General features: G+C 74.0%; 27 protein-coding genes. 10 read left to right on the top strand and 17 right to left on the bottom strand.

What is annotated here, in order from left to right:
• Positions 1–112: 112 nt before the first annotated feature.
• Positions 113–1465, bottom strand: a complete 1353-nt coding sequence (locus tag GA0070213_RS00140) for a glycoside hydrolase family 5 protein (protein ID WP_245716181.1) — start codon at positions 1463–1465, stop codon at positions 113–115.
• Positions 1466–1949: 484 nt separating this feature from the next.
• Between GA0070213_RS00140 and GA0070213_RS00135 the strand changes: the two genes are divergently transcribed.
• On the top strand, positions 1950–2411 hold the full coding sequence (locus tag GA0070213_RS00135) for an NUDIX domain-containing protein (protein ID WP_245716180.1): 462 nt from the start codon (positions 1950–1952) through the stop codon (positions 2409–2411).
• Positions 2412–2754: 343 nt separating this feature from the next.
• On the opposite strand, the gene GA0070213_RS00130 is transcribed toward GA0070213_RS00135, so the two are convergent.
• Both GA0070213_RS00130 and GA0070213_RS00125 read right to left on the bottom strand, forming a co-directional pair.
• The gene (locus GA0070213_RS00130; RefSeq protein ID WP_091055260.1) at positions 2755–3552 is read right to left on the bottom strand and encodes an aminoglycoside phosphotransferase family protein; all 798 of its coding nucleotides are present in this window, start codon (positions 3550–3552) and stop codon (positions 2755–2757) included.
• Between the two features lie 19 nt (positions 3553–3571).
• Positions 3572–4021 (bottom strand): NUDIX domain-containing protein, encoded by a 450-nt coding sequence (locus GA0070213_RS00125; protein ID WP_091055257.1) that lies wholly within the window; start codon positions 4019–4021, stop codon positions 3572–3574.
• A gap of 72 nt (positions 4022–4093) precedes the next feature.
• Between GA0070213_RS00125 and GA0070213_RS00120 the strand changes: the two genes are divergently transcribed.
• Entirely contained in the window at positions 4094–4420 is a 327-nt protein-coding gene (locus GA0070213_RS00120) for a DUF6193 family natural product biosynthesis protein (RefSeq protein ID WP_091055254.1), read from the top strand.
• Positions 4421–4453: 33 nt separating this feature from the next.
• On the top strand, positions 4454–4795 hold the full coding sequence (locus GA0070213_RS00115; RefSeq protein ID WP_091055251.1) for an MmcQ/YjbR family DNA-binding protein: 342 nt from the start codon (positions 4454–4456) through the stop codon (positions 4793–4795).
• 52 nt (positions 4796–4847) lie between these two features.
• On the opposite strand, the gene GA0070213_RS00110 is transcribed toward GA0070213_RS00115, so the two are convergent.
• The 7 genes from GA0070213_RS00110 to GA0070213_RS00080 all read right to left on the bottom strand — a co-directional run bounded on the left by GA0070213_RS00110 (position 4848) and on the right by GA0070213_RS00080 (position 12327).
• Complete coding sequence (locus tag GA0070213_RS00110) at positions 4848–5606, bottom strand: XRE family transcriptional regulator (RefSeq protein WP_139128593.1); 759 nt, start codon at positions 5604–5606, stop codon at positions 4848–4850.
• A gap of 39 nt (positions 5607–5645) precedes the next feature.
• Positions 5646–6215, bottom strand: a complete 570-nt coding sequence (locus tag GA0070213_RS00105; RefSeq protein WP_091055246.1) for a dihydrofolate reductase family protein — start codon at positions 6213–6215, stop codon at positions 5646–5648.
• Positions 6216–6309: 94 nt separating this feature from the next.
• The gene (locus GA0070213_RS00100; RefSeq protein ID WP_091055244.1) at positions 6310–7326 is read right to left on the bottom strand and encodes a histidinol-phosphate transaminase; all 1017 of its coding nucleotides are present in this window, start codon (positions 7324–7326) and stop codon (positions 6310–6312) included.
• A gap of 6 nt (positions 7327–7332) precedes the next feature.
• Positions 7333–8589: an FAD-dependent oxidoreductase gene (locus GA0070213_RS00095; protein WP_091055241.1), complete on the bottom strand. Its 1257-nt coding sequence runs from the start codon at positions 8587–8589 to the stop codon at positions 7333–7335.
• A complete protein-coding gene (locus GA0070213_RS00090; RefSeq protein WP_091055239.1) occupies positions 8586–10286 on the bottom strand; it encodes a prenyltransferase/squalene oxidase repeat-containing protein in 1701 nt (566 codons plus the stop codon). Before GA0070213_RS00090 ends, GA0070213_RS00095 begins: the two co-directional genes overlap by 4 nt.
• Positions 10283–11311: a UbiA family prenyltransferase gene (locus tag GA0070213_RS00085; protein WP_091055236.1), complete on the bottom strand. Its 1029-nt coding sequence runs from the start codon at positions 11309–11311 to the stop codon at positions 10283–10285. Before GA0070213_RS00085 ends, GA0070213_RS00090 begins: the two co-directional genes overlap by 4 nt.
• Positions 11308–12327, bottom strand: coding sequence for a polyprenyl synthetase family protein (locus GA0070213_RS00080; protein WP_091055233.1), 1020 nt, complete (start codon positions 12325–12327; stop codon positions 11308–11310). Before GA0070213_RS00080 ends, GA0070213_RS00085 begins: the two co-directional genes overlap by 4 nt.
• 219 nt (positions 12328–12546) lie before the next feature.
• On the opposite strand from GA0070213_RS00080, the gene GA0070213_RS00075 reads away from it, so the two are divergent.
• Positions 12547–12978, top strand: coding sequence for a DUF1801 domain-containing protein (locus GA0070213_RS00075; RefSeq protein WP_091055231.1), 432 nt, complete (start codon positions 12547–12549; stop codon positions 12976–12978).
• Between the two features lie 19 nt (positions 12979–12997).
• On the opposite strand, the gene GA0070213_RS00070 is transcribed toward GA0070213_RS00075, so the two are convergent.
• Complete coding sequence (locus GA0070213_RS00070; RefSeq protein ID WP_245716179.1) at positions 12998–14014, bottom strand: methyltransferase; 1017 nt, start codon at positions 14012–14014, stop codon at positions 12998–13000.
• A gap of 161 nt (positions 14015–14175) precedes the next feature.
• On the opposite strand from GA0070213_RS00070, the gene GA0070213_RS00065 reads away from it, so the two are divergent.
• Positions 14176–15039, top strand: coding sequence for a TauD/TfdA dioxygenase family protein (locus GA0070213_RS00065; RefSeq protein WP_091055226.1), 864 nt, complete (start codon positions 14176–14178; stop codon positions 15037–15039).
• A 7-nt stretch (positions 15040–15046) separates the two neighbouring features.
• Here the strand turns inward: GA0070213_RS00065 and GA0070213_RS00060 are convergent, their stop codons facing one another.
• Positions 15047–16234, bottom strand: a complete 1188-nt coding sequence (locus GA0070213_RS00060) for a cytochrome P450 (RefSeq protein ID WP_245716178.1) — start codon at positions 16232–16234, stop codon at positions 15047–15049.
• Between the two features lie 91 nt (positions 16235–16325).
• Here GA0070213_RS00060 and GA0070213_RS00055 point away from each other — a divergent pair, with 91 nt between their 5' ends.
• Together GA0070213_RS00055 and GA0070213_RS00050 are read left to right on the top strand one after the other, a co-directional pair.
• A complete protein-coding gene (locus GA0070213_RS00055) occupies positions 16326–17507 on the top strand; it encodes a nucleotide disphospho-sugar-binding domain-containing protein (RefSeq protein WP_175441154.1) in 1182 nt (393 codons plus the stop codon).
• A 21-nt stretch (positions 17508–17528) separates the two neighbouring features.
• On the top strand, positions 17529–18731 hold the full coding sequence (locus GA0070213_RS00050) for a cytochrome P450 (RefSeq protein WP_091055218.1): 1203 nt from the start codon (positions 17529–17531) through the stop codon (positions 18729–18731).
• Positions 18732–18746: 15 nt separating this feature from the next.
• On the opposite strand, the gene GA0070213_RS00045 is transcribed toward GA0070213_RS00050, so the two are convergent.
• Positions 18747–20156 (bottom strand): condensation domain-containing protein, encoded by a 1410-nt coding sequence (locus GA0070213_RS00045; protein ID WP_091055216.1) that lies wholly within the window; start codon positions 20154–20156, stop codon positions 18747–18749.
• Between the two features lie 65 nt (positions 20157–20221).
• Here GA0070213_RS00045 and GA0070213_RS00040 point away from each other — a divergent pair, with 65 nt between their 5' ends.
• Both GA0070213_RS00040 and GA0070213_RS00030 read left to right on the top strand, forming a co-directional pair.
• Positions 20222–21178, top strand: a complete 957-nt coding sequence (locus GA0070213_RS00040) for a 4'-phosphopantetheinyl transferase family protein (RefSeq protein ID WP_245716177.1) — start codon at positions 20222–20224, stop codon at positions 21176–21178.
• Between the two features lie 2 nt (positions 21179–21180).
• Positions 21181–22503 (top strand): glycosyltransferase, encoded by a 1323-nt coding sequence (locus GA0070213_RS00030; RefSeq protein ID WP_091055214.1) that lies wholly within the window; start codon positions 21181–21183, stop codon positions 22501–22503.
• 6 nt (positions 22504–22509) lie between these two features.
• Here GA0070213_RS00030 and GA0070213_RS00025 read toward each other — a convergent pair whose 3' ends face one another.
• The 4 genes from GA0070213_RS00025 to GA0070213_RS00010 form a co-directional block, all read right to left on the bottom strand.
• Entirely contained in the window at positions 22510–23751 is a 1242-nt protein-coding gene (locus tag GA0070213_RS00025; RefSeq protein WP_091055212.1) for a beta-ketoacyl-[acyl-carrier-protein] synthase family protein, read from the bottom strand.
• Positions 23752–23765: 14 nt separating this feature from the next.
• A complete protein-coding gene (locus GA0070213_RS00020; protein ID WP_091055209.1) occupies positions 23766–24026 on the bottom strand; it encodes an acyl carrier protein in 261 nt (86 codons plus the stop codon).
• A 39-nt stretch (positions 24027–24065) separates the two neighbouring features.
• Entirely contained in the window at positions 24066–25334 is a 1269-nt protein-coding gene (locus GA0070213_RS00015; RefSeq protein ID WP_245716176.1) for a cytochrome P450, read from the bottom strand.
• A 68-nt stretch (positions 25335–25402) separates the two neighbouring features.
• Entirely contained in the window at positions 25403–25975 is a 573-nt protein-coding gene (locus GA0070213_RS00010) for a hypothetical protein (RefSeq protein WP_139128592.1), read from the bottom strand.
• A gap of 137 nt (positions 25976–26112) precedes the next feature.
• Between GA0070213_RS00010 and GA0070213_RS00005 the strand changes: the two genes are divergently transcribed.
• On the top strand, positions 26113–26600 hold a 488-nt coding region (locus GA0070213_RS00005), incomplete at its 3' end, for an ABC transporter permease (RefSeq protein WP_425412795.1).

Genomic DNA, 26600 nt, shown 5'->3' with positions numbered 1-26600 from the left:
CCTACACCGAGCCCGACCAGGACGGCGGCGGTCTTGACCGGCTTACGCACAGGTCCTCCTGGACGGATGCGGGATGTGCTTCAGGTTGCAGCATGACTTGCGCGTCGGGCGCTCAACCGTTCGGGTTGCCGACGCCGGTGAGGATCCGGCTGCGGAGGTACCGGCCCGCCTCGGTCAGCACGCCGTTGCCGGTGAAGTTCCCACCGGCGCAGGTGCCCTGATGGAACGCCGAGTTGGTCTCCCGGCCGTCCGAGAAGCTCCACATCCCGTACGAGATCTTGTTGCCCTTGAGCAGGTCCAGCCAGGCGGTGGTGCTGGCGAAGTCGTTGGTGCCGTCGCCGGTGAAGGTCTGCGTGCCGAACTCGCTGACGAACAGCGGCAGGCTCTTGGCCGCCCGAGCCACCACCGCGCGTCGGTCGGCGCCGTGCGAGGCCGCGTAGAAGTGGAACGTGTACATGACATTCTCGGCGTCGACCGGATCGTTGACGACCTCGGTCTCGTCGCTGCCCTCGCTGAGACCCAGCGACGAGAAGCCGCGGGTGCCGACCAGCACGACGCTGTCCGGCGAGTTCTTCCGGATCACCGGGATGACCTGCTCGGCGTACGTCTTGATGCCGTCCCAGCTCACACCGTTCGGCTCGTTCGCGACCTCGTAGATCACGTTGTTGTTCGCCGCGTGCCGGGCCGAGACGTCCGCGAAGAACGTCTTGGCCAGGCCCAGGTTCACGTTGGGGTCACCCGGGGTGAGGATGTGGAAGTCGACCAGAACGTAGAGCCCGAGCCGGGTGGCCTCGTCGACGAGGCCGTTCACCTTGGCGGTGAAGCCGACCGGGTCGGTCTCCAGGCCGCCCTCCTGCACGTACATCGACAGCCGGATGAAGTCGGCCTTCCAATCGTTGCGCAGCGCCGCGAGCGAGTCGGCGTTCACACAGTTCGGGAAGAACTGCAGGCCGTGACTACTCATGCCACGCAGTTGGATCGCCTCGCCAGCCTGGTTGCACAACTGCACGCCGCACACGCTGAGCTGACCGTTGACCGACACGGGCGTACCGGCCGGCGCGGCAGCGGATTCCGTGGGTGCCGGCTCGGCCGCCGCGGCGGTCGTCGGGGCGTCGGTGGGCTTCGCGACCGGGGCCGCCTCGGTGCCGTCGCTCAGCGCGCAGGCCGACAGGCCCTCGGCGTCCAGGTCGGGCTTCGCGGCGTTGCGGCCGATCGCCGTCTCGATCCGGTTGATGGTGGCGAATCGCTTGTCCCGCAGCGGGCCGAGGACCGCGTTCTGGGCGAAGTCGGGACCACCCTGACCGACGGAGTCCCGTAGCCGCTTGTCGGCCTCGGCGATCTGGGTGTCGAGCAGTTCGAGGTCGCGCCGCACCTCGGCCTGCTGTTGCGCCGGGATGTTCACCCCGACCGTGACCTTCGGGCAACTGACGGTGGGCGCCGACTCACCGGCGGAGGCGATGCCCAATCCGACACCGACGAGGAGAACCGCGACCCCGGCGACGGCGCCGAGCCGCCAACGACGCTCTGACGTGCGTGAACTGCCAGACCTCGAACTGCGCATCGGAACCGCCACCTCTCGCCGGGTGCACTGACATCCGTACGGAGGGATTTACGGGAGCGCTCCCGCGCTCGGATCAACGATCCGCCTGAAACATCGACCGGACGATCGCACGGTCACGCCTTCTCGCCCGCCTCGGGCTGACGCTGATGGACACGTTCGAGCCGGGCTACCGGGTTCGCCCGGGGATCTTGGGATTGCGCTTCACGTCGATCCGGTCCGCCCACGACGCGCTCACCCGCCCCGGTATCATCAGGGCTGCCCGCAAGCTCAACCCTGGACCTCATGCGTAAGGGCCCCGGCAGTGAACTGGAAGTCCCCCTGTCCGGACCTCGTCGAGCGCGTCCTGTCCAGCTGACCAATGACGACCGGAGTCCGCTGCCCGATGGGCATGTCCTCGCATCTCGCCCGGCTGCGGGCCGTGATCGGCCACGAACTGATCCAGATGCCGTCGGTGTCGGTCGTCATCGTCGACGATCACGCACGGCTCCTACTGGTGCGCCACGCCGGGCACCGGGACGGGTGGGCGGTGCCCGGCGGCGCGGTCGAACTCGGCGAATCCCCGGCCGACGCCGCCGTGCGTGAGATCCGCGAGGAGATCGGCATCCGGATCGGCAAGCTGCGGCTGCTGGACGTGCTCGGCGGCGCGGACTACGAGGTGACCTACCCGAACGGCGACCGGGTCGCCTACGTCACCGCCGTCTATCAGGCGGGCATCGCGGACGGGACACCGGCCGCGGACCTTGACGAGATCAGTGAGCTGGGCTGGTTCACCCCGGCGCAGCTCCCCGGCGTCGGCCTCAACCGGTTCACCCGGGCGCTGCTGCGGGCCACCGGTCACCTGACCGGATGACGGCGGCGACCGCCACGGGCATCGACCTCAGCCGAACCCGGTCGACGGATCTCTGCCGGTATGGGTCGCAATCTCGCCTACCGGCTTGTGCTTTCGCAGCGGCCGAACCGGCCGGCGCTGCTGCGGGAGGCGGCCGACAGCGTGTCCATGCACGGACCCGACCGGGACGACCGTGCGGCAGCGCTCCGCCGCCAGGCCGACGCACCGGAAGCTCGCGACCACGACACCTGACCTGCCTCTGAGCGCGGCGGACGTCGCGCCAGAGCTTGGTCGACGAGATGGATGCCGGAGAGACGGCCGGCGGTGCTCGGCGGTCGTCCGAACCACCATGAGCACCATGCCGTCAGACACGGCTCCGGATCTGGCTGAGCCACTCGGCGGCCAGCCGGCGCCCGTCCGGGAGCCGGTCGCGCCGGTCCCAGCGCCAGGTGGTGGCCATCGCCAGCGTGAGTGTGCGGCAGGCGTCCAGCAGGTCGTGGTCGACGCCCGGATAGTGCCCGGCCACGTCCTCGGGGGCGTGCGCGAGGTCGAACTCGACCGGTCCCCGGCAGCAGGTCTCCAGATCGACGAAGAGCGGCCCGGACCTCGTCGGCAGCAGATTCCCCGGGTGCGGCTCGCCGTGCAGGATCTGCTCGGCGTGCCCGCCCGCGGCGACGGCGTGGCGAAGCCCGCGCAGCGTGGAGTCGAGAAGCTCGCGGTCCGCGTCGACAAGGTCGGGCGTGCGGTCGCGGTCGGCCACCAACCGCTGTGCCTGCTCGACCCGGTCCGTCCAGTGCGGCGTCGGCAGGCGCAGGGCGCGCATGCCGGCGTGCAGCCGTACGAGTGTCGCCGCGTAGTCGGCCGGTATGACCGGCCGGGCCGACGGCTCGTAGTAGCGCCACAGCGTGACCGCGTGGCCCTCGTGCTCGTGCACGCGTGGCGGCACGCGGGGGTCGAGCACCGCCACCGGGCTGCCCTCGGCGGCCAACCGCTGCGCGAGCCGGAGCTCGAACCGGGCGGCGGCGTGGTCCGCCGCCGGTGACACCCGGGCCAGCACGTCACACGGCAGCAGACGCAGCGTGACCCGGTTCGAAGCCTGCAGGACTGTCGCGTCCCGGCTCGCCAGACCGAGTGACGCGGCGATCGATCGGGCCGCGCTCACGGCCTCCCTCGTCGCCACCTCAGCGTACGGTCCCGCGCCGCGACGTCGCGGCGTGCCCGGCGAGCGCGGCGGTCAGCAGCGGAAGAAGGGGCTCATGGGCGAAGCGCAGGTGGTCGAGCTCGGACGCCTCGAACCACGCGACCGCGTCGTGCTCGTCCGGCGCGGCGTTGACGGGTGTTCCGGTCCAGTCGTCTACCAGCCAGATGCGCATGTGGAACGTCTCGCCCCGGATCTGGTGCATCGGTGGACCGGACGGCTCCGACGCCGTGATGCCCAACTCCTCCCGAAGCTCGCGGACCAGACTCTCCGTCGGCGTCTCCCCCGCGTCGACGTGACCACCGGGCAGGTCCCACACGTCGGGATACCACCGACGCCCGGCGTTCCGGTGCACCAGCAGGACCCGTTCGTCGTCGCGAAGGACGGCGGTCACGATCCGGGCCGGGCCGGCGTCGTCAGCGGAGATCGTCATCGGCCCAGTCTGACGCACCCCGTGCCGATGGCGCGGGTACGGTCACTCACCGGCACGTGCGAAGATGCGCATATGGAACCGGTGGCCGAGGCCGATGGCGCCTGGCGCGCGCTCTTGGACGTCAGGCACCAGTGGTGGTCGGATCACCCGGTCTTCCTGGCCGCCTACGCGAACCCCACGCTGCGCACGCTCTTCCCCTTCGCCACGCACGGCACGCTGAGGTTCTTCCGGACCCCGTGGAGTTGGCCCGACACACCCGTGCACGACCTGCCACTCATCTCCTGCGGCGGCCCGCCCTACCAGGTGATCTCCGCCGGATACGAACGGCTCATCGGCCTGGCCGAGTCGGCGGAGGAAGCCGCCGACCTCGTCGTCGCCAACCTGCCGCCCGCCAGGTGACCCGGACGTCGGGTTCATGCGTACGGTCGGACCATGGTGACCGTCGCCGACGTCCGCGCGTTGGCGCGGACGCTGCCGCGCAGCAGTGAACACCTGATCCGGGACCGCGTGAAGTTCCGGGTCGGCGCCATCGTCTACGTCGCGTTCTCCCGCGACGAGGAGACGATGGGCTTCGGATATCCGAAGGAGGAGCGCGACGGGCTCATCGCCGGCGATCCCGACCTGTTCTTCCTGCCAGGTGTCTCGGACCAGCGCTTCAACTGGGTGTGCTGCCACGTCGCCCGGCTCGACCACGACCACATGACCGAACTGGTGACCGAGGCGTGGCGCATGGTCGTGCCCAAGTTCCTCGCCCGGCAGCGGCTCGGACGCTGACCGAGGGCCGTGCGGGCTCTTCGACCGTCCTGGCCCGGCGGACGAGAAGCGATCAGTCGTGTCGTGCGGCCTGCGCGGCGGTCATCACCGCGCTCAGTTGCTCGTCGTCGAGTCGTCGGGCCTGCCAGGCCAGTGCGGCGATCTCGGCGCTGGCCGGATGAACCCGCGCATCCTCGACGACCGGTCCGATCCCCGTCAGCGCGACCATTTCCCCGGGCGCATAGCCGAGCAGGTGCGCGAACGCGCCCACGTACCGTGGGGTGACGGCGACCGTGCCGCGGCCCAGCCCGAAGAGGGTGGAGTCGGAGACGTACGGACCGTCGCCGACCGCCTTGAGAATCCGTGCGTTGTGCGGACGGATGTTGCGATTGCGCAGCAGGCGCAGCAGCAGTGCTCCCGGCGTGTCCGGCCAGTCGTCGCTCGGCGCGGGCCCACGGCGAGGCCGGGCAGGCAGCGACCGGACCAGCGCCGCCAGTCGACGGCGCTGGTCCGCGCTCATCCCGACGGCGTGTCGGAGGATCGCGCCGACGTCCCACGGCGACGTCGGCCAGGCCGAGGCCAGATCGTCCGGTACGGGCAGTCCCGCGACGACGAACAGGTCAGCGGTGTGGATGCCGAGCACCGGCGCCAGTTTCCGGACAAGGTCGGGGTCCGGTACCGCACCGTCCTCGATGACCGCGGCGAGTTCCCCGCTCGGCACCCCGGCGTCCCCGGCGAGGACCACCCGCATCCGCTCCACCGACGTGTCGAATGTCGGCCGACGCTGCGACAGCAGACGCCACAACCGCAGGCCGAACGGCGACTCCCGCACGGGGTGCGACACTACCGCCTTCCGGCGTACGCCAACTGGTCAGTCGTCCGAGACGAGGGTGCGGTAACGGAGGTGGAGGACGCCGTTGCCGAACCGGCGCTCGTCGAGGAGCGCGAAGTCGGTCCGTACGCCGGTGGGTAGCCCCGGCTTGCCACCTCCGACGGCGACGGGCCACACGATCAGCTGGCACTCGTCGACCAGCCCGGCCCGCAGGGCCTGCGCCGCCAGGTCGGCGCCGCCGATCATGAGGTCGCTGTCGGCGGTGGCCTTGAGCCGGCGCACGGCGGCGGGGTCGAAACGGCGCTCCAGGCTGGTGCGAGCCGTCGACGTGGCGCTGAGGGTGGTGGAGTAGACGACCTTGTCCGCCGCCTGCCACGCGCGCGCGAACTCGGCCATCCGCGCGGACTGCGCGGCCAGGGCGGGGTCGGTCTCCCAGACCGCCATCGACTCGTACAGGCGCCGCCCGTAGAGGAAGGTGCCCACTGAGCGCACGAGGTCGGTGGTGAACGTGAACACCTCGTCGTCGAGCGGGAGCCAGGCGAAGACCCCTTTCTCGTCCTCGATGTAGCCGTCGACCGACACGTTGTTCACATAGATCAGTTTTGCCACGCCTCTGCCTCCCGGTGCGTCGTGCGGAAGCCTCCGCCTCTCGACCGTTCCACGAACGACCCGGCCCGGATGCGACGACATCCCGGGAAAAAGTTCAGAGCCCTTCGGCGAGCGCCGACCGGACGAACGCGAGGAGCCGGTCGTTCGCCTCGTCGGAGCCGACCGTGATCCGCACCCCCGCGCCGGGCAACGCCATCACCAGGATCCCCGCCGCGCGGGCCCGATCCGCGAACGACGCCGCCCGCTCCCCCAGCGGCAGCCACACGAAGTTCGCCTCGCTGGGCGCCACGGTGACACCCAGACCGCGCAGCGCGCCGACGAGGCGGGTCCGCGACGCCACCAGCTCCGTGCACCGGTGGGTCAGCTCCGCGGTCACGTCCGGGGCGAGGCTCGCCACGGCCGCCGCCTGGCCGAGCGCGTTCGGGAAGAACACCGCGCCGGTCAGCGCCGCCGCCGCGGCCAGCCGGGGCGGCACCACGGCGTAGCCGACCCGCAGCGCGGCCAGCCCGTACGCCTTGGAGAAGGTGCGCAGCACGCAGACGTTGTCGTAGGACCGGTACAGCTCCATCCCGTCCGGCGCCGCCGGGTCGGTGACGAACTCCCGGTACGCCTCGTCCAGAACGACCGGCACGTCGGCCGGGATCCGGCCGAGGAACGCCTCGACCCGGTCGCGGCGCAGCGCCGCCCCGGTCGGGTTGTTCGGGCTGCACAGCAGCACGCACCGGGTCCGGTCGGTGACCGCGTCCGCCATCGCGGGCAGGTCGTGGTCGTACCCGTCCATCGGCACCGGCACCGCGCGGGCGCCCGCGTTGCGCACGATCAGCGGGTAGCCCTCGAACGACAGCGCCGCGTGCACGACCTCCGGGCGGGGCCCGAGCGACTGCACCAGGTGCTGGCACAGCCCGGCCGAGCCGGGGCCGACCACTATCGCCTCCGGCCCCACCCCGAGCCGAGCGGACAACGCCGACACCAGCGTCGACGAGGTGCGGTCCGGATACCGCTGGAGCGCGGCGGCCCCGTCGGCGACGACGCGTCGGACGCCCGGCAGCGGCGGGTACGGCGTCTCGTTCATCGACAGGTCGGCCGGGTCGACAACGGTGGCACGGGTCATGGCGGCTCACTTCTCTGACAGGGCGGGGTGGGCGTGCCGGTCGGCGAGCAGCCCGAGCTGGTGCAGCCGGTCGACCAGGGAGAGCGGCCGGACGTCCGTACCGGAGAGGTTGCCGGCGGTCAGCCCGAGCAGCCGGGGGTTGGCGGCGGTGCGGCGCATCATCCGCCCGCCGAGCAGTTTCGGCAGGCCGGAGACGCTGGTGATCATGCGGGAGGCGTTGTGGCTGACGGTGGCGACGTGGTCGAGCCGGGGCCGGCGGGCGGCCTCGAACGCCCGCAGCGCCCGGTCCACCGCCCCGGGCTCCGGTGTGCCGCCCTCGGCGGCGAGCGTGGCGGCGAGCGTCTCGGCGTCACCGAGGGAGCTGTTGACGCCCTGCGCCGCCATCGGGTGCACCGCGTGGGCGGCCTCGCCGACCAGCGCGAGGCCGGGCACGGTGAGGCGGGCGGTGCGCAGCCGGTAGACCGCGAGGAGTTGGCGGCGGTGCAGGCTGGCCCGGATCGCCGACGCCAGCGGCCGGAGAGCCGGCACGTCGGCGACCAGTCGGTCGCACCAGCGGCCCAGGTCGGCGCCGCCCCGGAACTCGCCCGGCGTCACCTGCACGTAGAGGCGGCACCGGCCGCCCGGCAGCGGGTAGACCAGACACAGGCCACGACCGGTCCGGTAGGCGGTCACCTCGTCGGCCACCTCGGCGCCGGCCACGTCGAACGCGACCAGGCCGTGCGGGTACTCGCGGCGCTCGACCGTGACGCCGGCCGCCCGGCGCACCGGCGAGGACATCCCGTCGGCGGCCACCACCAGCGCCGCCGGCACGTCCTGGTCACCGCCGTCGCCGGTGACCCGGACGCCGCGGACCCGCCCGCCGGCGTCGCGCAGCAGGCCGGTCACCCGCCGCCCCCAGCGCAGGTCGACGGTTGCGGGCAGCCCGTCGGCGAGCACGCCGCGCAGGTCGCCGTAGTCGGCGCAGAGGATCTCCCGGTACGCCCCGGGCAGGCCGGCGTAGTCCAGGCAGAGCAACGGCCCGCCGTACGGGTCCCGGATGGCCAGCCGCCCGACCGGGCGCGCGCCGGTGGCCCGCAGCGCGTCGAGCGCACCCCAGGCGTCGAGGATGCGGACCGTCTCGGGTTGCAGGATCTCGCCCTTGGCGATCGACGCGGGGGTGCGCTGCCGGTCGAGCACGAGCACCCGCAGCCCGAGCGCGCCGAGCGCGCGGGCGCTCGCCAGACCGCCGGCGCCGGCGCCCACCACCACCACGTCGGCGCTCATCGGGCCACCGTCCCGGGGGTGACGTCCGATCGGGCCTGGGCGGCCCTGCGGTGCTCACCGAGCGCGCGCAGCGCGAGCGCCTGGGTGATCACCGCGTTGGGGTAGCGCATGTGGTGGCGGATGTAGTTGCACACCCGGGCCGCCGGCCATCCGCCGTCCGGTCCGGCGGCCGCCACCAGCCGGGCGACGCCCCGGTCGACCGCGTGGCGATGCTCCGGACCGCCGGTGGCGAGCAGGCCCTGGACGGCCCAGGCGGTCTCCTCGACCGTGCCGGCGGTGCCGTCGCCCGGCCCCCACGAGCCGTCCGGCAGTTGGGTGTCGCGCAGCCAGCGAGCCGCCCGGCGGACCACGTCGTGTCGGGCGTGACCGACCCGGGACAGCGCCGCCACCACCACGGCCGTGCCGGAGGTGTGGTCGCGGTACCAGAGGTTCTCGAACCTGCCGTCGGGCGCGGCCCGGGTCAGCAGCCAGGCCACCGCCCGTGCGATCGCCGGGTGGTCGTCGGGGTGGCCGGCGTCGTGCAGGGCGAGGATCGCCTGGCTGGTGATGGCCGGGCACGGGCCGTCGTTGGCGAGCTGCGTGTCGCGTACCCACAGGCTCCACGAGCCGCGGCTGTCCTGCCGGCCGACCAGCCACTCCAGGCCGGTACGCAGGACCGGGTCCGCGTCCGCGTCGGGGTAGCCGGCGAGCGCCGACAGGATCTCGGCCGACTCCAGCGTCACCGGCCAGCCGCCCACGTTCGAGTAGCTCCAGCCGCCCGGCGGCACGTCCAGCACCTCGAACGCGGCCGGTTTCTGGGTGGCGTGGAAGAAGTCCCGGGTGGCGCGCAGCCGCGGGTCGGCGGCGTACCCGGCCGCGGCCAGGCCGGTCACCGCGTAGCCGGAGCGGGTCAGGTCCAGGTTCGTCACGGCGTCCCAGGCCCCGTCGGGGCGGACCGCCCGCCGCAGCCAGCCCACCACCGCCTCGGCGATGTCGGGCGCCTCCCCGCTGCGGGCCAGGCCGAGCAGCACCAGGGCGGCGGGCCACGGGTCCTCGCTCAGCGCGCCGGTGCGTCCCTCGTGGTCGTAGACGGCGCGCAGCAGGCCCACCGCCACCGGCCGGGCCCGGCGCAGCGTGGCGCGGCGCAGGCGGCCGGCGGGCAACAGGTCGGCCTGCATGAGGGCGAGACCGACGAACGGTGTGGTGCGGAACGACAGGCGCCGGCGGCGGACCCGGTCGAACAGCACGATCTCCAGGGGCAGCCGGCGCAGCGGGCCGGCCTCGGCGGTCAGCCCGGCCATGGTCAGGAGTTGCCGGCACAGCAGCGCGATGGCCCGGTCGGTGACCGCGTCCACGCCGCCCATCGCGGCCAGCCGGGCCCGCCCGGCCGCGACCGCCTCCGCGCCGGTCGCGGGCGCGCTGAGCGCGAGCGCCGCGACCGCGACGGCGGTGGGCACGACCTCGCTCTCGGCGCCTTCCACGCCGCCCCAGCCGCCGTCGTCGTGCTGCTGCCGGAGCAGCCATCCGACGCCGGCGTCGACCAGGTCCGCGCTGCCCGCCGGGTCGGCGGCGTGCAGCGCGGCCACCGCGCCGGCGGTGCCCAGCACCGAGGCCGGCGGGTCGTCGCCGAAGACGCCGTCGGCGCGCCGACGGCGTAGCAGCGCCTCGGCGCCGGCGGTGAGCGCCTTCGCGACGGCCTCGGCGGTCACAGCGGTCATGGCGCGTCCTCCAGAGACACTCGACGGTGGGTGGCCAGGGCCAGGCCCGCGGTCGCCGGGCCGAGTTCGTGCCGGGCGCGCATCCCGCGCTGCGCCCACCAGGTCAGCGCGACCATCGGCAGCACGAGCGCGAGCTGCACGGCGACACCGAGGCCGAGGCCGACCACGGCCGAGGCCAGCACCACCCGCTCGACGACCAGCACGGAGTGGGCGCGCAACGCCACCACGACCGGCATCCCGGCGCGCCGGGTCACGAGCGGCGCGAGCGCGGCGACGCCCGCGACCGCGACCACGAGCAACGTCACCAGGTAGGCGGCGCGCACGTCGGGGTCGGCCAGCAGACCGGCGGTGAGGGCGGCGCCGATCGTGACGGCGTGCAGCGCGACGACGGTCCGGACCGCGAACGGTACGCCCCGGCGGACCGGCAGCGTCTCGTACCCGCCCGCGCGGTCGCCGTCGATGTCGCGCAGCGCGCCGACCAGGTTGGACATCGCGTCGTGCGCCCAGAACGCGACGGTCAGCGCCAGCAGCACCGGCAGCGCCGACGACGGGCCCGGCGCAAGCCCGACGGCGAGCGCGCCGTAGAGCAGCGCGACCGCGCCGAGCGCGCCACGGACCAGGTTGCCGGCGATCCCGCGGGCCTTGAGCCAGCGGCTGTAGGCGACGATGCCGAAACCGGCCAGCAGCGCCACCGCCGTGGTGCGCCAGCCGCCGGCCGCCGCCAGGACGGCGAGCACGGCGAAGCAGGCGCATCCGCACGCCACCGCCGTGCGGGCCCGCAGCCGGTCGGACGGGATCGGCCGGTGCGGCTTGCTGCCGGCGTCCAGTTCCCGGTCGAACCAGTCACCGAGGTAGTGGCCGCCGAGCCAGCCGGCGGTCGGCGCGGCCCAGGCCGACAGGAGCCGCCACGGATGGTGGGGGCCGGCGGCCACCGCCGCGCCGCCGAGCCCGACCAGCCCCACGTACCAGAGGGTGTAGGGCCGCCAGGTCTCCAGGTGCGCCCGCAGTGTCCGGGCGGCACTCACGCCATCTCGCTCGTCAACCAGCGCGCGATGCCGGCCAGCACGTCCGCGCTCGCGGAGGGGGCGAGCACGGCCAGCTCGGCCCGCGCGCGCTCGGCGTGCTCGACCATCCGCCGGTGCGCTCCCCCGACCGCGTCGAGGTCGCGCAGCAGCGCGGTGACCCACTCGACGTCGCCGGGGCCCGCGCCACGGCGGTGCAGCACCGCCATCAGTTCGACCCGGTCGGTGTCGGTGGCCGCGTCGTAGGCCAGCAGCAGCGGCAGGGTCGGCCGGCCGTTGTTGAGGTCGCTGGTCGCCGGCTTCCCGGTCTGCTCCGGGGTGGCGACGTAGGACAGCAGGTCGTCGCGGATCTGGAAGGCGACGCCCAGGTGCTCGCCGTAGCGGGCGAGCGCGGACGCCACGGCCGGTTCCGCGCCGCCGAGCAGCGCGCCGATCTGGCACACCGCACGGAACAGCGACCCGGTCTTGAGACGGATCATCTCCGGGTACCAGCGCGCCCCCGCGTCCAGGTCGCCGACCAGACCCGCCTCGATCGACTGGCCCCGGCACAGGTCCTGCCCCGCCTCGGCCAGCGCGGTGAGCGCGGCGACCACGTGCCCCGGTGGGACCGCGGCGCCGCCGTCCACGATGGCCCGGAACGCGGTGAAGATGAGGTGGTCGCCGGCGACGATGGCGCCCGGGATGCCGAACGCCACCGGCACCGCCGGGCGGCCGCGGCGCAGCGTGTCGGCGTCGATGATGTCGTCGTGCACGAGCGTCGCGACGTGCAGGTATTCCGTGCCGAGCGCGGCGGCGAGCACGTCGCGGGGGGATCCGCCCACCGCCTCCGCGGCGTGCAGCGTCATCATCGGGCGGAGCAGCTTGCCGGCCGGCAGCAGCGCGTACCGGGCGGTCGCGGTGAGCTGGTCGGTGGTCTCCGGCCAGCGGCGGCCGAGTTCGGCGTGCAGCAGCCGTCCCGATTCGCTTCGGGCGAGGTCGTCGATGAAGGGCGGATATCGCGTGAAGCCAGCAACCGTCATGACGCGTCGACCCTTTCACGAAGGCTCGGCTAGTCGCCATGCGAGACGTTACCGGCCGGAACTCCCGCGAACAACCATTGATAAATGCACCAATTCATGGGTGCCGACCAATGTGATGACGATATTCTTCGGCAAATTGGCCGATGCGCAGCCAAATGAGCCTTTCCGGCGCCAGGCCGGTCGCCACCGGATGTCGGACCCGGGTGGGAGCATGCGGCCATGACGAGAGCGAAGGGTCCGGTGACCGTGCCGGTCGACACGGACGTCGACGACTTCCTGGCGGCGGTCCCCGACGACCGGCGGCGGGCCGACGCGCGACGGCTCCGGGCCATCCTCCAGGACGCCACCGGAGAGCCACCGGTGATGTGGGGCACGAGCATCGTGGGCTTCGGCAGCCACCGCGGCCCCACCGGCGATTTCTTCCTGGTCGGCTTCTCGCCGCGCAAGCAGCATCTCGTGCTCTACCTGGCCGGTGACTACGCCGAGCGGCACGCCGCGGCGCTCGCGCGGCTCGGCCCGCACCGGACGGCGAAGGCGTGCCTCTACCTCACCCGGCTCGACGCCGTCGACGAGAGCGTCCTTCGCGAGCTGGTCGACGCATCCGTCCAGGAGCGCCGGGGCGCCGACGGGGGTCGACCCGCCGGGGCGTGACGGCGGGGCGGGTCACCCGTCAGCGCGCGGCCGCGAACTCCATCAGCGTGAGCCCGTCCGGGCCGGTGAAGGTGCGCCGCGGTGCCAGGCCGGCGGCCGAAGCCAGCGCGGTGTGCTCGGCCACGCTCCGCTCGCGACCACCCACCAGCACCAGCATCCGCAGGTCGTAAGCGGACAGGTGCGGCACGTGCGGCACGGTCGGCAGCACCTCGACGACCAGCACCCGGCCGCTGTCACCGGCCGCCTCGGCGCAGCGCCGCAGGATCGCGGTGGCGTGGGTGTCGCTCCAGTCGGTCAGCGCGCGGGACACCACGTAGACGTCGCCGCCGGCCGGCAGCGGGGCGAAGAAGTCGCCGACCACGGTCTCGGCCCGCCCGGTGAGGCCGTGCGCGGCGAACGTCCGGGCGGCGGTCGCCACCGGTTCGTCGCGGTCGACGAGCGTGCCGCGCAGGTGCGGGTGCGCGCCCAGCAGCTCCCGCAGCAGCCCGCCGGCGCCGCCGGCCACGTCGACCACGTGCGCCACCTCGTGCCAGGGATAGCGCGTGGCCACCTCCGGCGCGGTGAACCGCTGCTGGCTGAGCATCAACGCGTCGAAGTAGGCACGGTGCTCCGGGTGGGCGTCCAGGTCGGCCCAGAAGTCACGCCCGTACACCGAGGCGTAGCCGGGCTCGCCGGTGCGGATCGCGTGCGGCAGCCCGGCCCAGGCCAGGTCCATCCGCGCGCCGAGGCCGCCGAGGTCGAGGTCGGCGCCGCGCCCGCCGCCGTCGCGCCCGCGGAGCAGCTCGCCGACGTCGGTCAGGGTGAACACGCCCGGCGGCGTCTCGACGAAGACGCCCCGGTGGGTGAGGTACCGCAGCAGGCGGCCCAGCGCGGCGGGGTGGACGCCGCACGCCGCCGCCAGCTCGCCCAGGCCGGTGACGCCGGCCGCGATCCGGTCCGGCACCCGCAGCGTCACCGCGGTGCGCACCGCGAACGGGGTCGCCAGGTCGGTGAGGCGGTCCAGGCGCGCGGCCGCGTCGTCCCCGTCGATCGCCACCGAGTTCCTCCCCCGCACGCCGGCCGGGACGACCGCCCGCCGGCGGAGCGAATGATCCCAAGCCGCCGGCGGGCGCGTCAACGGCGACGCTGGTGAGGACATTCACGAACGTGGAAGAATGCGGGGACGGGGGCGCCGCGTGCAGACCGGGAGGACCATCGATGACCACTTCCACCGCCGCCGACGTCCGACTCGTCGCGGGCGCCCTGGGCGCGCGGGTCCGCGGCATCGACCTCAACACGCTCACCGACTCCGGCTTCGCGCTGATCCACGACCTGCTGCTCGCGCACCAGGTGGTGTTCGTCGCCGGGCAGACCGGGCTGACGCCCGAGGCGCACGTCGCGTTCGGCCGCCGCTTCGGCGAGGTGGAGCTGCACCCCTACCTGCCCCGCCTGGAGGGGCATCCGGAGATCGTCGTCATCGACTCCACCGACGGCGGGAAGGTCGACGTCTGGCACACCGACATGACGTTCCACCAGAGCCCGCCGATCGCGTCCATCCTGCACCTGACCGAGCTGCCCGAGGTCGGCGGCGACACCATGTGGACCAACCAGTGCCGGGTCTACGAGGCGCTCTCCGCGCCGTTGCGCGACCTGGTCGACGGGCTGACCGCGATCCACGTCATCCGGATCGGCACCGAGTTCACCAGCCGCGCGGAGCACCCGGTGGTGCGCGTGCACCCGGAGACCGGGCGCCGCTCGCTCTACGTCAACCGGCTCTTCACCTCGCACATCCCGCAGCTGACCCGCACCGAGAGCGACGCGCTGCTGGAGCACCTGTTCCGGTTCTCCGAGAGCCCGCAGTTCACCTGCCGCTACCGCTGGCGGGTGGGCGACGTCGCGGTGTGGGACAACCGGGTCACCCAGCACTACGCGATCAACGACTACGACGGCGTCCGGCGCGGCCAGCGGATCACCGTGCTCGGCGACCATCCGACCGGGAACCCGCCCCGCTGGGAGCACTACGCGCCGGCGCCGGGCGAGCGCTACTGGCCGGACCGGGTCAACGCGGTGGAGAGCTACTGACCGTCGGTCACCAGGTGACCGGGAAGGCCGCGATGCCGCCGTTCACCCGGTCGTGCCGCCACGGGATCTCCTCGATCGGCACGGCCGGCGCCAGTTCCGGCATCCGGCTCAGCAGCGCGCCGAGGGAGAGTTCCACCTGCATCCGGCCCAGCGCGGTGCCGAGGCAGAAGTGCGGCCCGAAGCCGAAGGTCAGGTGCGGCACGGTCGGTGCCCGGTCGATGTCGAACCGGTTGGGCTCGGGGAAGTGCCGGGGGTCGCGGTTGCCGGCCCACGGGATCGCCATCACGCAGTCGCCGGCCCGCATCGCGACGCCGCCGAGGGTCAGGTCCTCCCGCACCACCTGCACCCGGAACATGCTGCTCACCGACGTGTAGCGGAGGATCTCGTCGGTGGCCGCGGCGAGTTTCCCGGGCGCCGCGCGCAGCTTCGCCAGCTGTTCCGGGTGCTGGAACAACGCGCGCAGCCCCGCGCTCGTGGCGTTGATCTCCAGCCCGCCGAGCAGCACCCCCATGGCCAGCTCGACCAGCTCGGCGTCGACCAGCGCGTGCGCGTCCTGGCCGAGGACCCACGCCGAGAGCAGGTCGTCGCCGGGCGCCGAGCGCTTGCGCGCCAGTTGCCCGGTCAGGTAGGCCCGCAGCGCCGCCTGGGCGTCGGCGGCACCGGCCGAGCCGTACGCGGTGACCGAGTTGAGGCCGGAGATCCAGTCGTAGAAGCGGGGACGGTCGGCGACCGGGACACCCAGGACGTCGCAGACCACGAACACCGGCAGCGGGGCCACCAGCCCGGCCACCAGATCGGCCGGGCGGGGACCGGCGAGCATCGCGTCGACCAACTCGTCCACCAGCCGCCGCACCCGGGGGCGGAACGTCTCGATGCGGCGCGCGGTGAACGCCCGGCCGGCCACCCGGCGCACCGCCGCGTGCGCCGGACCGTCCATGTTCAACTCACGCGGGCCCCCGGCGCCGGGCGTCGTGGTCGCGCCGAGCGGGAGCCGGGAGAACCGGGGGTCGGCCAGGACCGTGCAGCAGTGCGCGTAGCTGAGCACGAGCCAGGCTGCCCGCCCGTCGGGCAGGAGCACCCGGCTGACCGGCTCGGTGACGACCATGTCGAGCAGTTCGGTGGGCAGGTCGCCGGTGAACGGCTCGAACGGATATGGCCGCAGCCCGGAATTGACCGGCACTCGGTAAGAGTCCACCACGGGTAGCCCACCGTCAATATCCATTGCTAGCATCTGTTGGTCCGGGACTGCCGTTTCGCGCGCGGATTGGTGGGATTTGACTGCGGCCTTGCGCATTCTGATGTCGACATGGGGCTGGCGGTCGCATTTCTACGGCCTGGCTCCGCTCGGCTGGGCGCTCCAGGCAGCCGGTCACGAGGTGCGGGTGGCCAGCCATCCGTCCATGGTCGCCCCGATCAGCTCGGCCGGGCTCGCCGCCGTGCCGCTGGGCGAGGACATCGACTTCGCCGAGGCGTTCGCCGGGCGGATCGGCGCGGTGGCCACGCCGGACCGGGCCGGCAGCGCGCCGACGGGTGCCCTCGAACCGGCGATCACCGCCGACGGCGGCGTGGTCCGCTTCGCCGACGCCCTCCTCGACGACCTGGTCGCGTTCGGCCGGGCCTGGTCGCCCGACCTGATGGTCTGGGAACCGTTCAACCTGGCCGCGCCGGTGGCCGCCGCCGCGCTGGGTGTGCCCGGCGTGCGGCACCTGTGGGGCCCGGACTCCTCGGTGACGCTGCGCCTGGACCCGGAGACGGTGCTCGGGCCGCTCGCCGCCCGGTTCGGGCTCTCCGCCGCCGACGTGGCGGTGCACGGCGACCTGACGCTCGATCCGGCCCCGCCGCCGATGCGGGTGCCGACGACCCGCCCCGGGCAGCCGGTGCGTTTCGTGCCGTACAACGGCACGGCCGTGGTGCCGCCCTGGCTGCACCGCCCGGCGGACCGGCCCCGGGTCTGCGTCACGGCCGGCACCATGATGGCCGGCGCCGGGCTGGCCGACCGGCTGGACCTGGCCCGGGTCGTGCGGTCGGTGGCCGAGCTGGACGTGGAGGTCGTCGTGGTGGTCGAACCCGACCAACGGCGCGGGCTGGGCGCGGTGCCGGCCAACGTCCGGCTGGCCGACGCGCCGCTCGCGCTGCGCCTGGTGCTGCCGACCTGCGCCGCGATCGTCCAACAGGGCGGCGCCGGCACCACCATGACCGCGCTCGCCCACGGCGTGCCGCAGCTGATCCTGCCGCGGGTGAGCGACCAGCACTTCAACGGCGAGCGGCTGGCGGCCACCGGCGCCGGCACCTGGCTGGCGCCGGAGCGCGCCGACGGCGACGTGCTGCGCGACACCGTGGGCGAGTTGATCGGCGACGGACCGGCGCGGGCCGCCGCCGCGCTGATGCGCGACCGGGTCCGCGCGCTGCCCAGCCCCGCCGCGGTGGTGCCGGTGCTGGCCGCCCTCGCCCGACGCACCCCGACCTGACCGTCCACCGAGGAGTCGCAGATGACGCAGCCGAGACCCGTCGCGTACCCGCTCGCGCCGGCTCCCACGATCTACCACCCGTCGCCGGACTACACCCGGCTGCGCGAGACCTGCCCGGTGGCCCGCGTCGAGCTGCCCGACGGCGGGTCGGCCTACCTCGCCACCCGGCACGCCGACGTACGCCGGGTCTTCACCGACCACCGGTTCAGCCGGGCGGCGGCGGCCGGCCCCGACCGGCCGACCCGGGAACTCGGCTCGCTCGCGGAGGACTCGCTGATCGGCATGGACCCGCCCCGGCACACGCTGATGCGCCGCGCGGTGTCGCACGCGTTCACGGTCCGCCGGGTGGAGGAGCTGCGGCCCACCGTGGCGGCGCTGGTGGCTGGGATGATCGACCGGATGGAGGCGGCCGGGCGCCCGGCCGACCTGGTCACCCACCTCTCCGCGCCGCTGCCGCTGGTCGTGATCAGCCGGCTGTTCGGCATCGGCGAGCACGACCGGGAACGGGTCCGGCAGTGGTCCGACGCGCTGGTCGGCGACTGGGACGCCGACCCGGCGGCGCCGCAGGCCGCCCTCGACGCGTTCCGGGCGATGATCGACGAACGTCGGCGGCACCCCGGCGACGACCTGATGAGCGCGCTCATCGCCGCCTGGGACGAGCACGACGGCCTCACCGAACGGGAACTCGTCTCGGTCACCGCCGGCATCTTCGTGGGCGGGCACGAGACCACCACCAACCAGCTCAACCTGTTCCTGCTGGTGCTGGCCCGCCACCCGGAGCAACTGGCCGGGCTGCGCGGGGACGACCCGGCCGCGGTCGCCCGGGCGGTCGAGGAGCTGTCCCGCTTCATCCAGCTCGGCGACAACGGGGTGCTGCTGCCCCGGGTCACCACCGAGGAGGTGGAGCTCGGCGGCGTACGGCTGCCGGTCGGCTCGGCGGTGATGCCGGCGATCGCCTCGGCCAACCGGGACGCGACCGTGTTCCCCGACGCGGACACGCTCGACCTGGACCGCGCCCACAACCCGCACCTGGCGTTCGGCGCCGGCCCGCACCACTGCCTCGGCGCGGCGCTGGCCCGGATGGAGTTGCAGGAAGCGCTGGGCGCCCTGCTGCGCCGGCTGCCCGGCCTGCGGCTCGCGGTCGACGAGTCGGAGCTGCGGTTCCGGCCGGGCCTGGTCGTCCGCAGCCTGGAGTCGCTGCCGGTGACCTGGGACGACCGGTGAGCGACACCCCGCCGGTCAGCCGGTCGAACCGGGCGTGACCCGGGTCGGCGCGGCGGCGTCGAGGGCCGCTTCCACGGCGACCTCCTCCACGCCGCGCAGCAGGCGCTCGGCCTGCTCCTCGGTGAAGCTCGCGAAGTCGAAGATGACCTGGAGGAACACCGTCTCCGGTTGGTCCTCGACGGTGATGAACGCCTGCTCGGGGAGGTGGTCCAGCGGACCGTCCCAGACCAGGAACGTCTCGGCGGTCCGGCGGCGGATCGCCGCCGGCGTCACCTCGTCGTCCCGGACGCCCTCCTCGGCCGCCGCCCGGGTGGTCACCCGCCGGTCGTTGATCCGGCAGCTGACCCGGGCCGGATAGCCGCGTTCCGCGTCCCAGCGGGCCGCGCACTCCTCGAGCCGTGCCGGGTCGTAGTAGGCGTACATGCCGGCGGCCACCGACGCCCGGCGGGCGCGGGACACCACCTCGTCCACCGTGGTGTCGGCGGTGTCGACGGTCAGCACGCCGTTCTGGCTGAGCGGGGCGATCGCCTCGGCGAAGCCGGGCCGGAACCGGTTGCCGACGATGAGCTTCGCGGTGAGCGGGCTGACGCCGGTGGCCCGGCCGATCGCGACCGCGATGACCGCGAGCAGCACCCGCGAGGTGTCGGTGCGGGTCCGCCGGGCGACGGCCCGCACCGCCAGGTACGCCGCCGACGAGCTGAACCGGCCGTGCCAGTACCGGTGGCCCCGCCGGCCACCCCCGACGGTGGGCTCGCCGAACGTCAGCGGCGGGACGGACCGCAGGTGTGTCTGCCAGTGGCGGACCGCCCGGTCGCTGACCCGGCGCAGCGGCGGCGTCGCCTCCCGCCGCCCGAGGTCGAGGAGCTGCACCGTACGCGGGTCGTCGGTCCGGCGGACCGCCGGTGCGGCCAGCCCGAGGTCGGCCAGGAGCAACGAGGTGGCGGTCCCGTCCACCACGAGGTGGTCGAACGTCAGCACCCGGTGCACCAGCGCGCCCCGGTGCCGGACCACCGCCATCCGCACCGCCCAGTCCCGGTGGAGGTCGTAGGGGGTCAGCAGGCGCTCGTGGCCCAGTTGGTAGGCGAACGCCGCCACGTCGGCCGGATCGGCCTCGTCGGGGACGTCCACCACGTCGAGGACCGTCTCTCCGGCGGCCGAGACGACCTGGCAGGCCTCGCCCCGCTCGTCGTGGCCGAGCCGCATCCGCAGCGCCGGGTGCCGGCCCATCAGGTCGGCCAGTTCCGCGGCCACCTGCGCGACGGTGACGCCGGCCGGCATCGGGTGCGCGCCGCTGACGTTGTGCGTCCACCCGGTCTCCCGCATGTCCTGCAGGATCGCCTTCTGCCCCCAGGTCAGGGGCGCGACACCGGCGCCCGGCCCGGCGAACGGAACCGGGACCCGGGCCTGGGCCGTCTGCGCCAACACCGGCCTATCAGAGCAACGCGCATCGGCGCGTGTCAACGTCTGCCCGGCCCGTTACGCTGCCGTGCATGCGGGACGCCGTACGGGTCTGGGTGGTTCCGGTCGGTGCGACGCCGACGGAGCTGGCCCGCTGCCAGGCGGTGCTCGACGCCGGCGAGCGCGCCCGCGCGGCGGCGCTCGGCACCGCCGCGCTGCGGGGACGGTTCACCGTCGCGCACGGCGTGCTGCGTGTGCTCGCCGGGCGGGCGGCGGGCGCGCCGCCGCGGACGCTGGTCTGGCGGCCGGGCCGCCACGGCAGGCCGGCGCTGACCGGACCGCACGCCGGGCTGCACACCAGCCTCTCCTACTCCGGGGACCTGGTCGCGGTGGCGCTCGCCCAGGGCGGCCCGGTCGGGGTGGACGTCCAACACCTCCCGCCCGGTGGGGATCCGGTGTCCCTGGCCGAGCGCTTCTTCCATCCCGAGGAGGCACGGCACGTCGCCGACGGGGCCGATGCCGGGGCGCGGGCGGACCGGTGCACCCGGCTGTGGGTCCGCAAGGAGGCGGCGGTCAAGGCCGCCGGCGGCCGGCTCTGGCCCAACCTGGCCGTGCCGGTGCACGCGCGCGACGTCGTGGAGTGTGTCGAGCCGCCCGGCAGGCACCGCCTCACCGACGTGCCGACGCCGGCCGGCTACCGGGTGGCGGTGGCCCGGGCCGGTGACGCGGAGTACGCGGTCGAGTTCTACCCGTTGACACTCGCCGATGTCCTTTGCTCTGATGACTCCATGCTGGAGCGCGGGCGCGATCAAGTCGTCAAGAGCCTGACCGCGTTGCTGGAGCGCATGTTGCGGCCGGACGCTCCGGTCACCGAGGGCACCCAGTTGATGGACGAGTTGGGGCTCAGCTCCTCGCTCGCCCTGGAGCTGCTGCTGGAGCTGGAGGACGAGCTGGAGATCCAGATCGACGTGGAGGATCTCGACGAGGACCGGATGACCACCCTCGGCGACCTGGCGGACCACATCGTCGCCAACTCCACCCCCCGCTGAGCATGCCGACCGGAGGCCGGCCGGGCCTGAGCGTGGTGGTGCCGGCGCACAACAACGGCGCCGCGCTGGACGCGACCCTGCACTCGCTCACCCGGCAGACCCTGCCGCGCGACGACTTCGAGGTGATCGTCGGCGACGACGGCTCCACCGTGGCGCTAAGCCCGGTGGTGGAGAAGTACGGCGACCGGTTGGCCGTCAGCTGCGTCCGTAGCGAACGCAACCGCGGGCGCAGCGCCAACCGCAACGCCGCCGCGGCCCGGGCGCGCGCCGACACGCTGATGTTCCTGGACGCCGACACGGTGGCGCATCCCCGGCTGCTGGAGCGGCACCGGGCCTTCCACACCGGCCGCGGCGGGCGGCCCGGCGTGCTGCTCGGGCAGCGCTACGACCTGGACTGGGCCGGCGCGGACGCGCTACGCCGCGGCGAGCCGATCGGGCCGGCGATGCTCGACGCCGAGCGCGGCGACCCGCGTCTGGAGGACACCGCCCTTCCGCAGCGGATGCGGGACTTCCCGCACGCGCCCTGGGTGCTGGGGTTGACCCACAACGCCTCGGTCGACCACGAGTCGTTCCGGCGGGTCGGCGGCTTCGACGAGGCCATGGTCAAGTGGGGCTTCGAGGATCTCGACTTCTTCTACCGCGTCTTCCACCTGCACGGGGCGCCACCCGAGCTGTTCCGGCTCGACGTGGACGCGTTCTCCTACCACCTCCCCCACTTCCGGCGGACCACCAACGGGCTCGCCTCGATGGACAACATGAAGTACCTGCTGCGCAAGCACCTGCGCTACGACGTCGAGGTGCTGTACGCGATCAACACGTTCGGCCGGCACCTGGGCCGCATCCGCCTCTACGGCGACGCGATCGACGCGTACCGGCGGGGTGGGCTGGGGCGCCCGGCGGCGGTGCCCGCGGCGCTCCGCGACGAGCTGGCCGCCAGCCGGGCCCTGGTCGTCGGCAACGGTGTGTCCGCGATGGACCTCGGCGCCGGCTCGCACACCTTCGACCACGCGGCGCCGCCGGGCGAGACGAACTCGCACCTGCTCGGCACCGTGCTGCAACAGTTCCGGACCGGCGCGCTGGACGTGATCGTCAACGTCGACCTGTGGCGGTGCCTGCTCCCCGACGACCTGCCGGCGTTCCTGACCCGGGGGCTGCTCAAGGCCGACCGGATCGAGCTGGTCGCCAGCCGCACCGACCTCGACCAGCGGACGCTGCTGCCGGTGCCGCTGGTCGCGGATCTGGACTACCTGGTCGACATGCTGGACCCGCACTTCGCCGTGACGGTCACGCGGCACGACACGGCGACCGTCGTCACGGTGCGCTGAGCGGGCTCAGCCGGCCGACGCCGGATGCCCGAGCACGAGACTGACGTTGTGGCCGCCGAAGCCGAACGAGTTGGACAGCACCGCGTCCACCGCCACCGCACGCGCCTGCTTGCGGATGTGGTCGACGTCGCCGGCCGGATCCGGGTCGTCGAGGTTGTGGGTGGGCGGCAGCAGGCCGTGCCGCAGCGCCTCGATGCCGACGGCCGCCTCGACCACGCCGGAGACCCCGAGCATGTGCCCGGTCACGCCTTTGGTGGAACTCAGCGGCGGCGGGTGCGCGCCGTAGACGTCGCGCAGCGCGGCCAGCTCGGCCGCGTCACCGGCCCTGGTGCTGGTGCCGTGCGCGTTGACGTATCCGATGTCGCCGAGGCCAAGGCCGGCGTCGCGGACGGCCATCCGCATGCAGTGCGCCGCGCCGGCGCCGTCGGGCCGGGGCGTGGTCGGATGGTACGCGTCGTTGGTCGCGCCCCAGCCGAGCACGTCGGCGTGGCGGCGGGCGCCGCGCGCGGCGGCGTGCGCGGCGCGCTCCAGCACCAGGACCCCGGCGCCCTCGCCGAGGACGAGACCGTTGCGCCGGCGGTCGAACGGTCGGCTCGCGGCCGTCGGGTCGGCCCAGCCGCGGGCGAGCGCCCGGGCGTTGCCGAACGCGTCGGCGAACGCCGGGAACAGCGGCGCCTCGGCGCACCCGGCGAGCACCACGTCCGCCTCGCCGGCGCGCAGGATGCGCAGCCCCTCGCCGACGGACTGGGCGCCGGCCGCGCAGGCGGTGCCGATCGACGAGGTGTAGCCGCGGACGCCGAACGCGATGGCGATGCGCGCCGCACCCATGTTCGGCAGCGTCCCGGGCAACATGTACGGGCTGACCCCGAACCGGCCCCGCTCGGCCCGCCGCAGGACCTGGTCGGCCAGCGTGGAGAGGCCGCCGACGCCGGAGACGACGACGGCCACCCGGTAGGGGTCGACGTCGTGGCCGACGCGCAGGCCGGCGTCGGCCAGCGCGTCCCCGGCCGCGCGCAACGCCATCACGATCGAGCGGTCCACCACCCGCGACTCCGGGCCGGGCAGCACGCTCGCCGGGTCGATCGCCGGGGCGAACGCCGCGACGTCGACCACCCCGTGGACCGGGTGGCCCTCCGGCGGCCGGGCCAGCCCGGACCGGCCCTCGCACACCGCGTCGAACACCTCGGCGGCGGTCGCACCGACCGGGCTGACCAGCCCGATGCCGGTGACCGTCACGCTTCCGGGCACGGCCGGCGCGCCGGTCAGCGCGCCGACGCCGGCTGGATGCGCTGGGCCACCGTGTGGGAGAACTCGCCGAGGGTCATCATGGCGAGCATCTCCGCCTCGTCGTCGTCGAACGCCACCCCGAACCGGTCCTCCACCCGGACCGCCAGCTCGGCCAGGCCGAGGGAGTCCACGTCGAGACCGGCCGGGCCGAAGACGGTGTCGTCGTCGACGTCCTCGACGTCGTACTTCATCTCGGTCAGGGCGGCGAGCAGGAACGCGCGGATCTCATCGGTCATGACCGGTGTGTCCTTTCCCCAGCGTGATATCGACCCTACTCAATCGGAAATGTTTGGCAAGGCGCCGATCGGTCGGTGCGCCACGCCCAGCCGGACCGGCAGGCGGTCGTAGCCGCGCAGCATGAGCTGGCGCCGTTCGCCCGGCTCGGCGGCGAGCGCCACCGCCGGAAAGCGCTCCACCACGCGGGGCAGGACCAGCCGGCCCTCCGCCCGGGCCAGCGCCGCCCCGAAGCAGTGGTGCGGCCCCGCGCTGAACGCCAGGTGCCGGTTGTCCGTCCGGGACGGGTCGAACGAGTCCGGGTCGGGGAAGCGGCGCGGGTCACGGTTGGCGGCGCCGGTCAGCACCACCACGGTCCGGCCGGCCGGCACCGGCAGGCCGGCGACCTCGGTGTCCTCGGCGGCGTAGCGGACCGCGAAGTGCACCGGCGGCTCGTACCGGAGGATCTCCTCGACGTAGGACGCGGCGAGTGCCGGGTCCGCGCGCAGCGCGGCCAGCGCGTCGGGCCGCGCCAGCAGCAGGACCAGGCCGTTGCCGAGCAGGTTCGCGGTGGTCCGGAACCCGGCGTTGTACATGATGATCAGGTTGGCCAGCAGCTCGTCGGCGGAGAGCTGGCCGGGGTCGCGGTCGCGGATCCCCACCAACGCCGAGACGAGGTCCGCGCGCGGGCGCGCCCGGCGCTCGGCCAGCAACCCGGTGAAGTACGCGGTCAGCTCCGTCGCCGCGACGTTCGCGGCCCGCACCTCCCGCATCGAGCGACGGCCTATCTCCAGCACCGCGTCGAACGCCCGGACCCGGGCCGGGAACCACTGCCGGTCCCGCTCCGGCACGCCCAGCAGCTCGCCGACCACGTCACTGGGCAGGGTGAGCGCGAACGCGCCCATGAAGTCGACCGGACGGCCGCCCGCGCCCGCCGCGGCGAGCCGGTCCAGCAGGCCGTCGGCGATGCGCACGATCGCCGGCTCCAGGGCGGTGACCCGGCGCGGGGTCAACGCCTGGCTGAACACCTGCCGAACCCGCAGGTGGTCGCCGGACGCGGCGTTGAGCATGGACGTCTGCATGATCCGGATCGCCGGGTGCGCACGCCAGCGCACCCCGGCCCGGTCCAGGTACTCGGCGCCGAGGACCCGGAAGACCGGGTCGCGCAGCACCCGGTTGACCGCCGCCCAGCCGTGTACGACCAGGGCGTGCGGCTCGTCCGGCCGCAGCGCGACCGCCTCCCCCATCGCGTGCAGGCGCGCGTAGAACGGGTACGGGTCGCGCCGCACCCGCGCGCCGAGCAGGTCGTCCAGGGAGATGGAGACACCCATGGGCCGCTCCTCGTGGGGCACTGACGTGCGGTGACCATAGACTCATCGCCACCGATGTGTCCACGGCCTCAGGAGCCGACGGTCACCGCCGGTGGCTCCTGCCCACGAACGGCGAGGATCTGGCCGCCGTACTCCTCCTTGGTCGCCTCGAACGCGTCACGGAAGGAGCGGAACCGCCGACGCAGCTCGGCGGTGGACAGCGACTCGTCCCACTCGCTGTGGAACAGGCGCAGCACCCGCTGAAGCCGGACCGCGAGCTGGTGGCCGAGCAGCGACTGCTCCCGGTCGCGGAGGATCTGCTGCCCGAGCTGCCCGGCGGCGGCCAGGAACCCGAGCGCCGCCGGCACCCAGGCGGGCGCCGCGACCGCGAGCGCCACCGGCACCGCGAGTGCCGACAGGCCGGACGCGAGCGCGAGGCTCTGGTGCCGGATCGACCGGGCCCGCGCCACCCGCACGATCCCCGCGATGTGCCCCTGCGCCCAGCTCAGGTAGGCGCGTTCGGCACGCCCCAGCTCACCGGGCGGGTCGTATCGCCGAAACGCGCGCGGGTCGGGCCGGCTCTCCTCGCTCAGGCGGGTGCGGACGACGGTCAGGATCGCCGCCAGGGCCAGCAACGACACGGCCCGTCTCGGTCGCGGCATGGACACCTCCAGAAGTCCGACCCGCAGGGTAGGACCCACGCGCCAGGCCGCTTTGCGCACTTCGTTCCCACGGGGTCACCGGGCGGCCTCCCGGCCGCTACCGTGGGTGCACGTCGTCGACCCTGCGAGGTGCCGGCATGAGCGACCCGTCCATCGCGTCGATCGTCTCCACCCCGCCCGCGACCATGCCCACCGAGGCCGGGTCCGGCGCGCCCACCAACGCCGGCCTGCCGCAGAGCGCCACGCAGCAGAAGCCCCGTGGCCTGCTCGGTGACGCGTGGATCGACCTGCGTCGCAAGCCGCTGTTCTGGATCTCCGCGGCGTTCATCGTGTTCTTCCTGGTGATGGCCGCGTTCCCGTCGCTGTTCACCTCCGGCGACGCGGTCAACGGCGCGCTGGAGCGCAGCCGGGTCGAGCCGTCGTCGTCGGCCTGGTTCGGCTACGACGTGCAGGGCCGCGACGTCTACGCCCGCACCATCTACGGCGCCCGCGCCTCGATCGTGGTGGCCGTCGTGTCCACCCTGCTCACCCTGCTCGTCGGCGGCGCGATGGGCATCATCGCCGGCTACCGCGGCGGCTGGGTCGACGCGCTGCTCTCCCGCGTCGCGGACATCTTCTTCGGCCT

The sequence above is a fragment of the Micromonospora humi genome (assembly GCF_900090105.1).
Lineage (GTDB): Bacteria > Actinomycetota > Actinomycetes > Mycobacteriales > Micromonosporaceae > Micromonospora > Micromonospora humi.
The sequence above is the reverse complement of the archived record's forward strand: the minus strand, read 5'-3'. Positions and strand labels throughout refer to the sequence as shown.

Bases quoted from the DNA above. Each gene is read 5' to 3' on its own strand.
- GA0070213_RS00015 (WP_245716176.1), bottom strand. From the start codon at position 25,334: ATGGGTGTCTCCATCTCCCTGGACGACCTGCTCGGCGCGCGGGTGCGG.
- GA0070213_RS00020 (WP_091055209.1), bottom strand. From the start codon at position 24,026: ATGACCGATGAGATCCGCGCGTTCCTGCTCGCCGCCCTGACCGAGATG.
- GA0070213_RS00075 (WP_091055231.1), top strand. From the start codon at position 12,547: ATGACGAGAGCGAAGGGTCCGGTGACCGTGCCGGTCGACACGGACGTC.
- GA0070213_RS00095 (WP_091055241.1), bottom strand. From the start codon at position 8,589: ATGAGCGCCGACGTGGTGGTGGTGGGCGCCGGCGCCGGCGGTCTGGCG.
- GA0070213_RS00050 (WP_091055218.1), top strand. From the start codon at position 17,529: ATGACGCAGCCGAGACCCGTCGCGTACCCGCTCGCGCCGGCTCCCACG.
- GA0070213_RS00100 (WP_091055244.1), bottom strand. From the start codon at position 7,326: ATGACCCGTGCCACCGTTGTCGACCCGGCCGACCTGTCGATGAACGAG.
- GA0070213_RS00135 (WP_245716180.1), top strand. From the start codon at position 1,950: ATGTCCTCGCATCTCGCCCGGCTGCGGGCCGTGATCGGCCACGAACTG.
- GA0070213_RS00080 (WP_091055233.1), bottom strand. From the start codon at position 12,327: ATGACGGTTGCTGGCTTCACGCGATATCCGCCCTTCATCGACGACCTC.
- GA0070213_RS00125 (WP_091055257.1), bottom strand. From the start codon at position 4,021: ATGACGATCTCCGCTGACGACGCCGGCCCGGCCCGGATCGTGACCGCC.
- GA0070213_RS00030 (WP_091055214.1), top strand. From the start codon at position 21,181: ATGCCGACCGGAGGCCGGCCGGGCCTGAGCGTGGTGGTGCCGGCGCAC.
- GA0070213_RS00065 (WP_091055226.1), top strand. From the start codon at position 14,176: ATGACCACTTCCACCGCCGCCGACGTCCGACTCGTCGCGGGCGCCCTG.
- GA0070213_RS00120 (WP_091055254.1), top strand. From the start codon at position 4,094: ATGGAACCGGTGGCCGAGGCCGATGGCGCCTGGCGCGCGCTCTTGGAC.
- GA0070213_RS00115 (WP_091055251.1), top strand. From the start codon at position 4,454: ATGGTGACCGTCGCCGACGTCCGCGCGTTGGCGCGGACGCTGCCGCGC.
- GA0070213_RS00090 (WP_091055239.1), bottom strand. From the start codon at position 10,286: ATGACCGCTGTGACCGCCGAGGCCGTCGCGAAGGCGCTCACCGCCGGC.
- GA0070213_RS00040 (WP_245716177.1), top strand. From the start codon at position 20,222: ATGCGGGACGCCGTACGGGTCTGGGTGGTTCCGGTCGGTGCGACGCCG.
- GA0070213_RS00010 (WP_139128592.1), bottom strand. From the start codon at position 25,975: ATGCCGCGACCGAGACGGGCCGTGTCGTTGCTGGCCCTGGCGGCGATC.